Annotated in this window: 11 protein-coding genes; 6 read left to right on the top strand and 5 right to left on the bottom strand. The window is 39.1% G+C overall.

Going from position 1 to position 15763, the window contains the following annotated elements; all coding sequences use genetic code 11:
* Positions 1-35: 35 nt before the first annotated feature.
* Positions 36-2360, top strand: a complete 2325-nt coding sequence (locus FGD67_RS14720; RefSeq protein ID WP_257171872.1) for a S9 family peptidase — start codon at positions 36-38, stop codon at positions 2358-2360.
* A 394-nt stretch (positions 2361-2754) separates the two neighbouring features.
* On the opposite strand, the gene FGD67_RS14715 is transcribed toward FGD67_RS14720, so the two are convergent.
* Positions 2755-3600 (bottom strand): putative rhamnosyl transferase, encoded by an 846-nt coding sequence (locus tag FGD67_RS14715; protein WP_257171871.1) that lies wholly within the window; start codon positions 3598-3600, stop codon positions 2755-2757.
* A gap of 280 nt (positions 3601-3880) precedes the next feature.
* Positions 3881-4453 carry an elongation factor P gene (gene efp, locus FGD67_RS14710; protein WP_257171870.1) on the bottom strand — a complete coding sequence of 191 codons (573 nt, stop codon included), beginning with the start codon at positions 4451-4453 and terminating at the stop codon, positions 3881-3883.
* Between the two features lie 46 nt (positions 4454-4499).
* On the opposite strand from efp, the gene epmB reads away from it, so the two are divergent.
* Both epmB and FGD67_RS14700 read left to right on the top strand, forming a co-directional pair.
* Positions 4500-5528 carry an EF-P beta-lysylation protein EpmB gene (gene epmB / locus FGD67_RS14705; RefSeq protein ID WP_373567776.1) on the top strand — a complete coding sequence of 343 codons (1029 nt, stop codon included), beginning with the start codon at positions 4500-4502 and terminating at the stop codon, positions 5526-5528.
* Positions 5529-5692: 164 nt separating this feature from the next.
* Complete coding sequence (locus FGD67_RS14700; RefSeq protein WP_257171869.1) at positions 5693-5989, top strand: hypothetical protein; 297 nt, start codon at positions 5693-5695, stop codon at positions 5987-5989.
* 73 nt (positions 5990-6062) lie between these two features.
* Here the strand turns inward: FGD67_RS14700 and FGD67_RS14695 are convergent, their stop codons facing one another.
* Positions 6063-6563: a DUF3016 domain-containing protein gene (locus FGD67_RS14695; protein ID WP_257171868.1), complete on the bottom strand. Its 501-nt coding sequence runs from the start codon at positions 6561-6563 to the stop codon at positions 6063-6065.
* 248 nt (positions 6564-6811) lie between these two features.
* Complete coding sequence (locus FGD67_RS14690) at positions 6812-8374, bottom strand: PAS domain-containing methyl-accepting chemotaxis protein (protein ID WP_257171867.1); 1563 nt, start codon at positions 8372-8374, stop codon at positions 6812-6814.
* A gap of 949 nt (positions 8375-9323) precedes the next feature.
* Between FGD67_RS14690 and FGD67_RS14685 the strand changes: the two genes are divergently transcribed.
* Positions 9324-11687 carry a fatty acid cis/trans isomerase gene (locus tag FGD67_RS14685; protein WP_257171866.1) on the top strand — a complete coding sequence of 788 codons (2364 nt, stop codon included), beginning with the start codon at positions 9324-9326 and terminating at the stop codon, positions 11685-11687.
* A 24-nt stretch (positions 11688-11711) separates the two neighbouring features.
* Here FGD67_RS14685 and FGD67_RS14680 read toward each other — a convergent pair whose 3' ends face one another.
* Complete coding sequence (locus tag FGD67_RS14680) at positions 11712-12617, bottom strand: LysR family transcriptional regulator (RefSeq protein WP_257175131.1); 906 nt, start codon at positions 12615-12617, stop codon at positions 11712-11714.
* A gap of 160 nt (positions 12618-12777) precedes the next feature.
* Here FGD67_RS14680 and FGD67_RS14675 point away from each other — a divergent pair, with 160 nt between their 5' ends.
* Complete coding sequence (locus tag FGD67_RS14675; protein WP_257171865.1) at positions 12778-13401, top strand: glutathione S-transferase family protein; 624 nt, start codon at positions 12778-12780, stop codon at positions 13399-13401.
* A 71-nt stretch (positions 13402-13472) separates the two neighbouring features.
* The gene (locus FGD67_RS14670; RefSeq protein WP_257171864.1) at positions 13473-15518 is read left to right on the top strand and encodes a pyridoxamine 5'-phosphate oxidase family protein; all 2046 of its coding nucleotides are present in this window, start codon (positions 13473-13475) and stop codon (positions 15516-15518) included.
* The last annotated feature ends 245 nt before the right edge of the window (positions 15519-15763 follow it).

Raw genomic sequence — 15763 nt, 5'->3', positions numbered from 1 at the left:
CATTTTAAAGTGAAGGCAAAAATTAAGGATAAACAATGTTGATAACTAAGCTATCGCGATGGTGTGCATTAACCGCCATTTCCGTGTCATTAATGGCTTGTCAGAGTACTTCTGAGCCAGTACCAACTCAAAGCGTAAACCACATGCCTTTAACCGTTGAACGCATATATAAAGATGATGAATTTAGCTCACAATGGCTAGGACAAATTCGCTGGCTGGCCGATGGTAGTGGTTACACTACCATTGAAAAGTCTGAAAAAACTAAAAATAATAAAACGGATAAAAACAGTAACAACGATGCTAAAAAAGCAGAAAGCATTGGCAAAGATATTGTTTTCTACGATCCAAATACTTTAGCTCGCCAAGTACTCATTTCAGCAGATCAGCTCATTCCAGCAGGTAAAGACCAAGCTTTATCAATCGACAATTACCTTTGGTCTGATGATCGCTCGCAACTGCTTATTTATACCAACAGCAAAAAAGTTTGGCGTTCGAACAGTCGCGGTGATTATTGGATTTTAAACCTGAAAACCAACCAACTAAATCAATTGGGTGGTAAGGACGTTAAAGATAGCAGCTTAATGTTTGCCAAGTTCTCACCTGATGGCAACAAAGTGGCTTACGTGACCGACAATAATATTTATGTTGAAACACTAGCAAATCATCACATTAAGCAACTCACCTCAGATGCGGGCAACGGTATTATCAATGGTTTGTTCGATTGGGTGTACGAAGAAGAGTTTTCAATTCGAGATGGTTTTCGTTGGAGCCCTAACGGTAAAAGCATTGCCTACTGGCAGCTAGATACCCGCGGCAGCAAAGACTTCACCATGATCAACAACACCGATGAACTTTATCCAACGTTAACGACGTTTCCTTACCCTAAAGTGGGCGAAGAGAACGCCTTAGCAAAAATTGGTATTGTTAATGTCAGCAATGCTAAAACCACTTGGGCCAAGTTACCTAACAATTCGCGTGAAATGTATGTGCCGCGTATGAACTGGTCTGGAAATTCTGAGCAAGTATTAATTCAACACGTTAATCGCAAGCAAGACACCAACAAACTCTATCTTACCGAGATAAAAAACGGTGATGTTGAGCTGATACTAACCGAACAAGAAGAAAACTTTCTCGACTTTTATGATGACGCTAAATGGTTAGAAAGTGGCACTGATTTTATCTGGAAGAGTGAACGCAGCGGTTGGCGTCATATCTACAAAATATCACGCGATGGTAGCAACATAGTAAATTTAACCAATGGCGCTTTTGATATTACCGACGTGCAAGCAATTGATGAAAAAAATGGTTGGATATACTTTATCGCTTCACCTGATAATGTCGCACAGCGTTATTTATATCGCAGTAAGCTTGATGGTACGTTATCAAATCAACGCATTACACCGAATGAGTATGCTGGTTCAAACCGCTACCAAATGTCGCCTAACGGCCAGTGGGCAATTCATTCATTTTCAAGCTTTGCTCAACCAACCCAAAAACAATTAATTAAAGTTGCCGGACATCAGGTAAAACATCAATTAATGACCAACGAAAAGCTGAATAAGCAATTGGCAGCACTAGCGAAACCTGAGCATGAATTCTTTCAAGTAACAGCACAAGACGGTGTGGTACTTGACGGTTACATCATGCGCCCTGCTAACTTTGATGCCAGTAAAAAATACCCCATTATATTTTATGTTTACGGCGAGCCAGCCGGACAAACAGCACAAGATAAATGGCGCGGTAATGCTTACTTATGGGATCAAATGCTAACTGAGCAAGGCTTTATTGTTGCCTCAATTGATAATCGCGGGACACCTGCACCTAAAGGCAGAGCATGGCGCAAATCAATTTACGGTGCCGTCGGTATTTTATCATCACGTGATCAAGCTGACGCATTAAAAGCGATGACAGAACGCTGGTCATATATTGATAGCGACCGTGTCGGCATTTGGGGTCACTCAGGTGGCGGCTCAATGACCTTGAATATGCTATTTCGCTACCCTGAGTTATACAAAGTCGGCATATCGTTAGCACCCGTGGCTGATCAACGCCTGTACGATAGTATTTACCAAGAGCGTTATTCGGGATTACTTAGCGATTATGCCGAAGGCTATGAACAAGGTTCACCGATCACCCATGCTAAAAACCTACAAGGCAAGTTATTGCTCATTCATGGTACCGGTGACGACAACGTGCACTATCAAGGTACAGAACGATTAATCAATGAGCTGATAAAGCATAACCGTCAATTTGATTTTATGTCATATCCAAATCGCAGCCACGGCATACGTGAAGGTGAAGGAACCACCTTACATTTGAAAACCATGATGACCAATTACTTTAATGAGCATTTAAAGTAAGCGATTAAAAATAATATGCACTGAGAGTATTTAGTGCTAATTGCTAGTAAAAGGGAGTAATCCGGTTGATTACGTCCCCTTTACTGCTATTTTAATACATAACTAAGCACTGATGAGAGCCGACATCTCGAGTGTTGGTGTAAGATCAGCAAGAATATGACTTAGATCAACAATACCCCATGAATAATAAAGCAGCTTCATCAAGGAGCACTTGTGATTTAAAACGGTCGAAGCAAAATGTCCCAAACATTGGTCTTCTCGTTACATATCGTACAATGACTCATTCAATAACTGAGTGTTCATTACAATTTCAACAGGCTTTCGGCTTGATATAGAGCTCCCAAAACACAACATTATTTAAACAAATATGGGTGATATTTCATATGGGAATAAATTAATTAATATTGAGAAATAATTTACGTTTAAGCAATTTGACGGACACTTTCCATTGAGTTTTTATCTGATGTTTAAAACCTTTAGCTTTCCATGTTTCAAATGCAACAACCTTTGATTGTAATTCATCTAAGATAGATTTATTCAGGTTAAAGGCACGGATATCATCCCATTCAACGTCTCCGTAACCGTAAAAACTATTTATCTTATTTTCCATATGAATCACTGACATCCACATAAGTTTATTTCTAACGGGAGTAACCTGCTTGACTTTACTCCACTGACCATGACGTTCATTTGTCCAAACAGTTTTATAGCCTTCACTTTTCTCAATTAAGCTTAAAAAAGGATTATGGACATGGGAGCGTTTAGCAAATCGAACGATAGGCTCTACTTGCAAAGTGTAACCATCAACAAAATCGATAGCCATAAAGTCTTGTTTCGAAAACTGAGATTGAACTTCTTTAATATAATCTTGATGCAAACTATCATCATTATCTAGTCTAGAGGTAATGAGATAAGGTTGAGTTAACCTCGATTTTATCTCAGTATTTATTGATGGAAAAAATTCTTTCATCCCATCAATAAATATAGGTGTAAATGCTTCAAATTCATTATCTAAACGAGCAATCGTTTCGCGGAATATTTCAGGAGTCGAGATATCAAAAAAAACTAACCAGGTGAAGTTTTTTTCGGTTTGGGCTTTAAGAGATGAAAAACAATAATTTTCAAAAAGCTTAAGACGATTTTCCATCCAACTATCTGTCAATACTGCCGTATTAGTACGAGTGGTTTGCCAATCTGAACGACATAGATTGAAGCGAGTTAACACAAAATGTTGAAACATTATTATCCCATAAAACGGAAAGTGGTGAAGTTAAATTTCAAGTTATTTCATCCCTTATAACAATACATTAACTACACAAACAATAATCATGACACACCTAGTGATAACCTTTGAACAGTTTAAAGTAATCGACTAAATTTACTGGTTCTAGTAGATTATTCCCTCCAAAGATCTGTTGTTCCTCTTTTTCTTGCGCGTTATCAACATGTAATAAAAAATAAAGTCATACATAAAAAAAGCCTGCAAATGCAGGCTTCTTATTAAGCTAGATATTGCTTATCTAAGACTTACCAGCACGTGAAACATAATCACCGGTACGGGTGTCAACTTTAACTACATCACCTATTTGTACAAATAGTGGTACACGCACTACAGCACCGGTAACGAGTGTTGCTGGCTTGCCGCCGGTGCCAGCAGTGTCACCTTTTAGGCCAGGGTCTGTTTCAGTAATAGCTAATTCAACAAAGTTAGGTGGATCGACCGAGATAGGGTTACCGTTCCAAAATGTGATAGTACAAATATCACCTTCAGCTAACCATTTAGCTACATCACCAACTGCTTTTTCGTCAGCAGCAATTTGCTCAAAGGTTTCGTTATTCATAAAGTGCCAAAACTCACCGTCAGCATATAAATAGCCAAGCTCTGAATCCATAACATCGGCACCTTCAACACTTTCACCCGACTTATAAGTTTTCTCCAATACCTTACCTGATATCAACTTACGAATTTTAATCCGGTTAAATGCTTGCCCTTTACCTGGTTTTACGATTTCATTATCGATAATGTTACAAGGTTCACCATCAATCATTAATTTAAGTCCAGCTTTGAACTGGTTAGTGCTAAAATTAGCCATAATTATTATGCTCGCTCGTTCACGTAGTACACGTAAAGGTTAAAAATTGAATATAGAAATGCCGCAAATAATAACCCAAATCAGCGATAAATTGCACACTTCTTGGCAAAAAGAATTAGCAAATGTTATTACAGATCCAAAAACCTTAGTCGAGTTGCTCGATATTCCACCAGAAAACTATCAACAACACTTTGCCGCGCGTAAATTATTTCCAGTGCGTGTGCCACGGACTTTACTATCTCGTATTAAAAAAGGCGACTTTAATGACCCTATTCTAAAACAAGTAATGCCATTAGATGTCGAGTTTTCAGTGACAGATGGCTACGTAGAAGATCCACTCGAAGAACACGACACAGTAGCGCCTGGGCTTTTACATAAGTACAAACATCGGGTATTGATGATGGTAAAAACCGGCTGCGCCATTAACTGTCGTTATTGTTTTCGCCGCCATTTTCCATATGCTGACAATAGCCCAAATAAAATTCGCTGGCAGCAAGCGTTGGGCTATATTCGAAATCATTCTGAGATCAACGAAGTTATTTTTAGTGGTGGCGACCCATTAATGGCCAGCGATGAACATTTACAATGGTTAATTACTGAAATTGAGCAGATTACTCATATTAAACGTTTACGTATTCATACCCGCTTGCCAATTGTTATTCCACAGCGCATAACGCCAGCATTGGTTAGCACCCTAGCAAAAACAAGATTAAAAGCCACTATTGTGTTTCATATTAATCATGCCAATGAAGTTGATGAAAATGTTATTCAAGCCATTGAACCTTTACGTACGGCAAGAGTGCCATTATTTAATCAAAGTGTATTACTTAAAGGAATTAACGATAACGCAGATATTCTCGCAGAGCTCAGTGAACGCTTATTTGATGCTGGCATCCAACCCTACTACTTACACCTATTCGATAAAGTGCAAGCCGTTGCTCATTTCGATTTAACCGAAGCAGAGGCAAAAAAAATAATTATCGAGCTGATGGCGATTTTACCGGGTTATTTAATGCCAAAACTTGTCAGAGAAATTGCCGGAGAGGCCAGTAAAACGCCGATCAATTTAGCTTAATATACCGATGAAAACATTGCTGATCCATGAGCAAAATAATCGCTTCTTTGCTGAGCATAACAAGTTCAGTAATTTAATCGCAAAATTTGTTCGAGAAGCTAACAAAAATCAAACCAATTTGGCATAATAGTGTAATTGAACAGACCAAACGAATACGAGCTATTATGAGCGAAGCAGTACACAAACAATTAATCGATAATATTTCAATAATTTTAAAAAAGTCACTTGCAGCAGACGCTACGTTAACCACATTACGCGAAGCTAAACAAGCTGGTTTTGCAGCAATATTTACCGAAGATGCTGGTTTTAAATGTAGCGCAAATACTTTTCAACCTTATGTTGAAGAAGTGGCGAATGATTTGATTTTTTGGCAAAAAACTTCAGATCAACAAACTCTGATTAATATCGTGAAAAAAATTGAACAATTATTTACTGTTTTAGCTAAGTTTGAACAAAGCTAATCGTAATCATATCGATAAAAAACGCAGCTAAGCTGCGTTTTTTATTGACTGAATATTGCTAAGCAACAGTGAGTTATTTTATAACATCATCGGCAAAGGTTTCTCTAAACCAGTCATCAAGCATTTCTTTCTCGTAACTTAATGTTTTATTTCGATACCTTAAACCCGTATGTGATAAAAAGCCTAAATCTTTCAATGATACCTCTTTACCTTTAATCACCTTATTATCAGCATTTAGTAATTGATAACTAAAATCTATACGTGGAAAATATATACTCTTAACAACACGAATACGTTTAATGCCACTAAAGTTAACGTCACCAGCTAAATCTACATCAGTAATATCGAGTATAAGCTTTTGATTTTCAGGCAATGATGCTGCCAACTCAGCAAAGTGCTTTTCAAAAGACTTAAATGTTCTTTCTTTAAAATGTTTTCGATGTTCTTCACCAGCATCAATATCGGAATATTTATCTGAATTTGACCACTTAACTTCAACCTCCGCAGCTTGTGCATGGCTAAATTGCCCTAATACCACTAGCGCAGATATTAAATACATGATTGATTGTTTCATTACATTATCCTCTTTAGCTTGTTTCAGTATAGTAGAGCTTGTGACATGAGAAAAGTGAGCTCAGGTTACATAATGTATTCTCAACATTTTATATACACAAGCAATAATGGTTATACCAAGTCTATTAAGTTTGTTCCCTGAGAGGGAAGAAACTTAGTAAAATTGCTATAAACAATATAATGGTGCATACCGTAATTCAAAAAAAAAGCCTGCTAAAGCAGGCTAATGTTATCGATAATAGTACTAATTTAACGCCTAAATTGAGCAATTAATGGCTCTTGATCTGAGATTATATCAAGCAGGTTTGATGACAGTGTACTCGACTCTTGACTATTTTCATCGCACAAAATAGTCAAATCATTAATACGCACAATATTTTGGCTTACTTGCTCGGTAACAACTGATTGCTCTTCTATCGCTGTTGCTATCTGAGAAGTTGCATCTGAAATTGAAGTTACTTCGTTATGTATATTTTGCAGCGCTTCACCCGCTTCACTTGAAAGTGACACACAGCTAGCTGACAACGCGTTTCCTTTGCTCATAGAGTCTACAGCGTTATCAGAGTCTATTTGTAATTGGGTCAGTAAGTTTCTAATTTCTTCTGTTGATTGTTGCGTTCTCAATGCTAATGCTCTGACTTCTTCAGCAACAACAGCAAAGCCTCGTCCTTGCTCACCAGCCCTTGCTGCTTCAATAGCCGCATTTAGAGCCAGTAAATTTGTTTGATCAGCAATACTACTAATTTCAGATAAGACCGTATATATAGACTTACTACCATTAGATAGTTTAGTGATCATATTATCAACCTCGGCCAATTGCAGAGACAAATCATGAATAGCCTTAACAGAAGCAACGATGGTCTCTTGACCTACTTGGGTTAATGTTTGGCCATGTTCCGCCGATTGAGCCGTCAGCGTAATAGTTCTCGCTAAATCTTGCACGGTAGTCGACATTTCGTTTATCGCTGTCGCAACTTGCTCTGATTCATTACGTTGTTCATTTAAGCTTTGTGATACTTGATTACTTTTCTCAGCAGCCGTCAATGCACTATCACTAACATGAAGTGATACGTCACTCACTCTGCCAACAACCGCATTAATTTCCGCTTTACGCATAGCTAGCGCTAACTCAACCGTACCAATAGCATCGTTATGACCAGAATAAATATAGCTCATTAATGAATTGGAAAAAACATCATCCGCTGCTTTTAAGACTTTCTTATACTTTCTACGCCATGCTAGCGAAAATAAAGAACTAACCATACCAATCAAGACAAATGGCAGTGTCACCACTAGGCTTAATTCAGTAGTTATAGCTAAAGTTAAGCTGGCTAAAGTAAAGATAAATAAAGCCAATTGACTCCAAAATGTTTGATCAATTTGGTACTTCAACTCAAGAGGCATTCCATCCTTATTTAATTTCGAATATAAACGTTCCGCACGTTTTTTAACTTTATTATCTAACTTTGTTCTCACCGATTGATATTCAATATTATTACCTGATTCATCTTTAATTGGAGTGACATAAGCATTAACCCAATAATAATCACCATTTTTACATTTATTTTTTACTGGCCCCATCCATGATTTACCTTGCTGAATAACTGACCACAAGTCTGCAAACGCTTGCTTAGGCATATCGGGGTGTCTAACAATATTATGAGGTTGGTCTTTCAGTTCATCTTTACTATAGCCGGCAATTTTACAAAATTCGGCGTTCGCATATTTTATATGACTATCTAAATCAGTAATTGAAAGTAATATTTCTGATTCATTAAACGTTTGTTCTTTAGATGTACGATCTAAATTCATCTGACTTCGCCCTTGAAGATTTTTTTATTATTTAACAATAAATTTCTTATCGTTGAGCCCTGATAGGAGCTTACTGCAATATTACAGCTTATTAGTAACTTACAACTTGACATGGCTCAAAAATTCAACATAAATCGAACATATAATATCAGAAAAACCTTAAAATGACGGCAAGAAAGCAGAGTTACTGCAAATGATAAACGACAAAAACTTACTCGTTATTGATGTACTTATGATGAAAGTAATTATTTTATGTTTTTAATGATATTTTTACTTTTATCGCTCACTATCGTTTAACTGAACAGCACCTAGACAAACCAACAAGTGACCTCGGCGAAATAATATTTTAATATTGCTCGATAATTAATTTCTCCTTATGGTTTTGACGACTTCACTCGTAGTGAACTGGCAAATATAGCCGAAGTAACCATTCCGACTATTTATGACCTTTTCGACAAAAAATAGATATTTTTCAAGAACTCGTTAAAGAAACGGTTATACGTATTCAAGAGGCTTTAGTAAAACCTGATTTAAAAGATCCTATTGATACTACAGAAACTTTTATTGATAACTTTTAGCACTTTATAGCAAGTCTATTAAGTTAGCTGCCAAGGGTGATTTTAAAAGCCTTTTAATTCTCGCTGAGTGGGAAAGAAATTAGTAGAATTGGTATTACAAACAAGATAAGTTATTTTATTCAGTCAGGGTTCAAACACAGCGCAAGTAAAGCTCTGTATTTTACTCATAGCGAGTTTATTGAAAATTCAATGCTATAAAAATTAATCTGTTTGCCATTGAAGGCAAACATCAGTAAGCAACTTTGACTATCTCTATGCGCTATCTATTATACGTTCAAAATTGATTTGCTATAGGCTTTAACCTTGGCATTCTGTTATATTGTTTGGTTATTAAATTTATATTACGTCAATGCACCAATAGAACCTCTTCCATGAAAATGCTTCCAAAATCAAAAACTGTTGTGCTGATGGTTATCATCACAATTTTTGCCGGTTGTGCCGTTATTGCTAATAATCACTTTGACGGCATGTTTGGCATCGCTGAGCCTCAACAACGCATGGTTGTCGAAAATTCGAGCCCTGCGGCCTTTTATCATGAGCAAGTACAACCAATCATTGAAAATCGATGTGTGGTCTGTCATGGCTGTTACGATGCACCTTGCCAATTAAAATTATCGGCCCCAGAGGGCATCGATCGTGGCGCAAATAAAACTTTGGTCTATGACGGCACGCGATTAATCGCAGAAACACCACAACGTTTATTTATTGATCAAGACAGTACCGCGGCTTGGCGCAACAATGGTTTTTATCCTGTGATTAACGAACGACAGCAAAGCGCTACAGTCAATCAAACAACCGGTGTTATGGCAAGATTACTCGCCCTTAAGCAACAACACCCCCTACCTCAAGGTCAGCTTTTACCTAAGCAATTTAATTTCGCGTTAGACCGACAACAGCAATGCCCAAGTGACGTTGAAGTAGACAGCTACGTAACAAACTATCCAGATTGGGGTATGCCGTTTGGCTTACCTGCACTTTCAGCTCCAGAAGATAAAATTTTACAAGATTGGCTACGCAGTGGTGCAAAAATGGCCCCTAAAGCGTCATTAGATAATACTTATAGTGAGCAAGTGACACTGTGGGAAAACTTTTTAAATGGTGACAGCTTGAAAGAAAGACTGGTCAGCCGTTATTTGTACGAACATTGGTTTATTGCCCACTTGTATTTTTCTGAATTACCTGCCGGAGAATTCTTTAAAGTTGTACGTTCAACAACACCACCAGGGCAAGCCATCGATATTATTGCCACGCGCCGACCTTACGACGAGCCTGGCGTAGAACGCGTTTATTATCGACTTTGGCGCGAGCGTGGCACAATATTAGAAAAAACCCATATGCCGTATGCGTTAAACAGCGAGCGACTAAAAAAATATACCCACTTATTTTTACAAGACAACTATCAAGTCACGCGTTTACCTTCGTATAAGCCAGAAGTTGCTTCTAACCCATTCAAAGCTTTTGAAGAAATACCTTCCATCGCGCGTTATAAGTTTTTGCTTGAAGAAGCAGAATTTACCATCATGAACTTCATTAAAAGCCCGGTCTGTAGGGGCCAAGTAGCCTTGAATGTGATTAATGATCATTTTTGGGTGTTTTTTGTTAATCCCAATGAAAAAAATGCTAAGGAACACTCGGCATTTTATAACGCGCAGCAAGATCAATTAGCCCTACCTTCAGCAGCTGAAAGCAATGCTTACATTTTAACTAACTGGTTAAAATACTCTGAGTTACAACGAAAATTCATGCACGATAAAGCGATCACCATGAATAAAGCCTTTCCTGGTGGCGAGCACTTAACCACAGATCAAATTTGGGCCGGTGACGGCGAGAATCCTAATGCCGCATTAACCGTCTTTCGACATATTGACTCTGCAACAGTAGTTAAAGGTTTAGTTGGACGTCCGCCGCAAACATCTTGGGTGATTGACTATGGCTTATTAGAGCGTATTCATTATTTATTAGCCGCCGGCTTTGATGTTTATGGCAATATTGGTCATCAATTAAATACCCGATTATATATGGATTTTTTGCGTATAGAAGGCGAATTCAACTTTTTAGCACTGCTTCCTCCAGAAACAAGAAAAACCGAACTCAACCAATGGTATCAAGGCGTGTCAGACAGTCAGAAAGAGTACTTACTCGCCCCACATAAGTTATTCTCTCAGCCTTCTGGTATTGATTATAAAACCACGCAATACAAACAAGAGTTGTATCAGTTATTAGAGCAAAAACTTGACTCTGTATTAGCGACAGAAAATGACCTATCGAGTGTAAAAACGCCTAGTAGTCATCGCCAAGGGCTAGAAAAGTTACAAAACTTGGTCGGTGGGCCAACCACTTTACTACCACAGATCAGCTTTTTATCGATACAAAGCGCTGAAAAAACGCATTATTACACTCTGCTAAGAAACAATGCCCACAGCAACATCACCAGTTTACTCAGTGAAGACGATAATCGTTTACCTGAGCAAGACACAGTTACCGTGACACAGGGTTTAGTTGGCGCTTATCCTGACGTTTTTATCAATATTAACGAGTCACAAATATCGAGTTATGTTGAGGCCGTGTTGGCATTGAGCACAGAAGCTGATTATGCAGAATTAATGGACCAGTACGCGATACGCAGAACCAATCCAAATTTTTGGCAACACAGCGACAATGTGCATGCTGACAATAAAAAACAGCACCCTTTCAAAGCCGGACTGTTTGATTATAATCGCCTGCAAAATAGATAAACTAGTATTGATGTTTAAAGCGCTCTAGTTTCTAGGTCCAAGCGAAGACGCTTTAAACACCATCGCTAAATGCTCTATTAGCACTCGAATGCGTTTAGGTAAATGTCTGCCGGACGGGTATACCGCATGCAACGGAATAATACGCGCTTCGTTATCTTCAAATAATAATTTTAACGAGCCTTCTTTTATATACGACTCCACCACATACGCTGGTGCCGCACCAATTCCTAAGCCAGCCGCCGCCATGTGAGCAACAGCACGAGGTGAGTTTGCGCTATATGAGCCCATCACCGGATAAGACTTCATCTCGCCAGCAATTTTAAACTGCCAATGATGAGGTTCAATACTAAACTGTTGTAAAAGACAATTATGAGTCGATAAAGCACTCGGATGTTTCGGCCTGCCAAATTCAGCTAAATAGTCTGGTGAGGCAAAGACGACAATACGCATATCCATAAGTTTTCTGGCGATCATGGTTGAGTCTTCCAGTTTGCCAAAGCGAATAGCCAGATCAATTCCTTCATCAACTATGCTGACAATATGGTCAGACAAACGCATATCGATACTTACTTTTGGGTGCATTTTTTGAAAGGGTGCTAATGCCTCAACCAGCTTAGTGCTACCAAAGCCGGTCGGTGCGGTTATTCTTATCACGCCAGCAAGTTCAGACTGCCCCTGCTGAACAACATCTTCAAGTTCAGCAAATTGCTCTAATACCGGTACACATTTTAGAAAGTAAGCCTGCCCTGTTTCCGTTAATGTCACACTACGCGTTGTACGATGAAACAACTGTGCGTCAAGCCGTTCTTCTAGTTGGCCAATGTATTTGCTCGCCAGTTTAGTACTAATGCCAATAAGTTTAGCGCCGCTAGTAAATGACTTTTGCTTAGCCACAGCAACAAAAGTACGCATGCCATCAATGGTGTCCATCACGATTACTCTTTTTGATTGTGGTTAGCACCACCTTTATGAACATATTGTACATAGTAATTCTATATTTCACCATATTGTCTACACACAACATTAGCTCTACTATTTAACTCACAAGATAACGAGCAACTTTGCCTACCCAATACTCAAGGAATTAATCATGTCGAACACTGTAAAAATTCATAGCTTTACCCTATCAGGACACGCCCATCGAGTTGTATTATTTGCGGCGATAGCGGGTATTAAACACCAAGTAAATTTAATCGACTTACCTGCTGGAGAGCACAAAGAAGCACCTTTTCTCGCCCTAAACCCACTGGGCCAAGTGCCGGTTATTGAAGATGGTAATGTGGTTGTATCTGACTCAAATGCCATTTTAGTTTATCTAGCGAAAAAATATGCACCAACATTTTTACCCAATGATCCGGTTGTTGAAGCCCAAATTCAAAAGTTTCTCACCTTAGCTGCTGGCAGCCTAGCTTTTGGACCTGCAGCAGCGAGGTTGATCACTGTATTTAATGCGCCAATAAATGTCGAGTACACAATGGAGATAGCCGCAAAAGCACTCAGCCAATTAGACCTGCACATGCAAGGTCGTGAGTTTCTTGTTGGTAATACACCAACAATCGCTGATATTGCTATTTATAGCTACACCGCCCATGCACCAGAAGGCAACGTGTCGCTATCGCCATACCCTAACGTTCAACGTCTTTTGAAAAACATTGAAGCTTTAGATGGCTTTGTAGCGATGCCAACCACTGAAGTTGGCCAGCTTGCTAAATAACTTAACCGCTTAATTGCACAGTATTTATCAGCTCAATCATTGAAGAATATTTAACAAAATTTGAGGCCAATATGTCTAATGCATCAGAAAAATCACCTTTTCATTCAGGTGAAAAAGCCATGCAACAGCGAGTGGGTAAAGCCGATGCAATGGCGACTATTGGCCGCAAAGTCGTTCGTTCTTACTTGCCTGAGCAACACCGTGACTTTTTTGCCAAACTGCCTTTTGTTGTTGTTGGTAGCGTCGACGAAGCAGGCAGACCTTGGGCCTCTATCTTACCGGGTTCACCTGGTTTTATGAATTCCACAACACCTACCAGTGTAGATATCAAAGCGACACCGATCACTGGCGATCCTTTATCAAGCTCACTAAAGCTTGGCCAGCCATTGGGCTTTTTGGGCATTGAAATACCAACACGCAGACGAAACCGCTTAAATGCACGAATAACAGCCGTTACAGAGCAATATTTTAGCATTAAAGTCGAGCAGTCATTTGGCAATTGCCCACAGTACATTCAAACGCGTGACTTTCGCCAAGTTGACAATGTGACTGCGGAAAAAACATATTTTAAAACATTAGATAGTGATGCAAAAAGCGTAATTTCCCAGTCCGATACTTTTTTTGTCGCTAGCGCAGTTAACACCAAAAATACGAAAAATGTTGAAGGCGTAGACGTATCGCATCGTGGCGGAAAATCAGGTTTTGTTGCTGTAGCTGGCAATACCCTGACCATCCCTGATTACGCAGGGAACAATTTTTTTAATACCATGGGTAACTTCTTACTGAACCCAAAAGCGGGTTTGCTCTTTCCTAACTTTGAAACCGGTGATTTATTATTCCTATCTGGACGAGTAGCAATACTGCCAGAACATGATCCGCTGCTTAATTCATTCAAAGGCGCAGAGCGCGGTTGGCAATTTATTGTCGAGCAAGGGCTAAGTATAAAAAATGCCTTACCTTTCAGAGCCAGCCTAATCGAATACTCACCTAACTCATTGTTAACAGGTAACTGGGCGCAAGCTAAACAACTTGAAATGGCTCAAAAGCAGTCAAGTATGTGGCATTCATTTAGCATCGTTAAGATCATTGATGAAACAACTGACATTCGATCCTTTTATCTAGAAAAACACGATAAAAGCGAACTTGTGCCTTTTAAAGCAGGCCAACACTTAACTATTCGCTTAGAAAGCAATTTAGATAATAGCTCAGCTATAGCGAATACAAACAATTGGCTTATTCGTAATTATACATTATCGAGTTCGCCTCATGATGCGCTTTACCGCATTTCAGTTAAGCGTCAAGAGCAAGGTTTAGCGTCATTACATTTACACCATAACCTAGCTATTGGCGCACTTATTGAGGCGAAATTCCCGCAAGGAAATTTTTGGCTAGACACCTCAGTCAAGCGACCTGCGGTATTATTAGCGGGTGGTGTAGGTATCACACCGATGATTTCAATGGCGCAGCAAAGTTATGTCGAAGGCATTAGAACGCGTAATACAAGGCCCATCAGTATATTTCATTCGGCTCAAACAAAAGCGCAACTTGCTTTCTATGATCACTTCAAACAATTAGAGTCTGCGACAGCTCAAAGTATTGCTTATTACCCCGTTGTTGGCAAAAGAATTTCCAAACAAACCTTATTAGAAAACATGAGAAGCCTAGAGCTAATTAAGGCAAGTAATTACTTTTTATGTGGCCCCGAAAGCTTTATGCAAGCGATGTACGACATCTTGCTTGAGCTCGGCGTTGCCGATAAAGACATTTTTGCCGAAACATTTGGCCCTTCATCTTTAAGGCGCATAACACATCAAGATGACATGGCTGAAGAAGCTGAAACATCGCTAGTAGAATTTCGCGACGCAAATATTAAGCAGCAATGGCATAAAGGCGGAGCGACACTATTAGAGTTAGCCGAAGCGCAAGGACTATCGCCACCTTACAGCTGCCGAAGCGGAAATTGTGGTTCATGTGCAGTAAAGCTACACGCCGGCACCGTTACTTATAGAACAAAACCCAGCGCTCAAATCGCTGAAAACAACGTGCTCATCTGCTGCGCCGTGCCAGCAAAAGGCACTAACCAGCTTGTTTTAGAGTTATATACCCAAGCCACTTGAATCCTGTATCTTCAAGTGGTTTGGGTATAAACACACGCTGAGCCACACTAAGGAAATATTTATGTCGACTAGAGCGCCACGACAAGTATTTCTTTGCCTCTTTTCTTACCAGCAAGCGACAAAGCAATATCTTGTTGGTATACAACATTAAATAAATTTTCACTAACAAAGTGCTGCAAGATCAAAGCATTTAGAGCGTCACATAATCTTTGTTATCTGAGCGAATAAAAATCAGCGACTTTTAC

The sequence above is a fragment of the Colwellia sp. M166 genome (assembly GCF_024585285.1).
Taxonomy (GTDB): domain Bacteria; phylum Pseudomonadota; class Gammaproteobacteria; order Enterobacterales; family Alteromonadaceae; genus Cognaticolwellia.
This window is presented reverse-complemented; position numbering and strand designations above follow the sequence as displayed.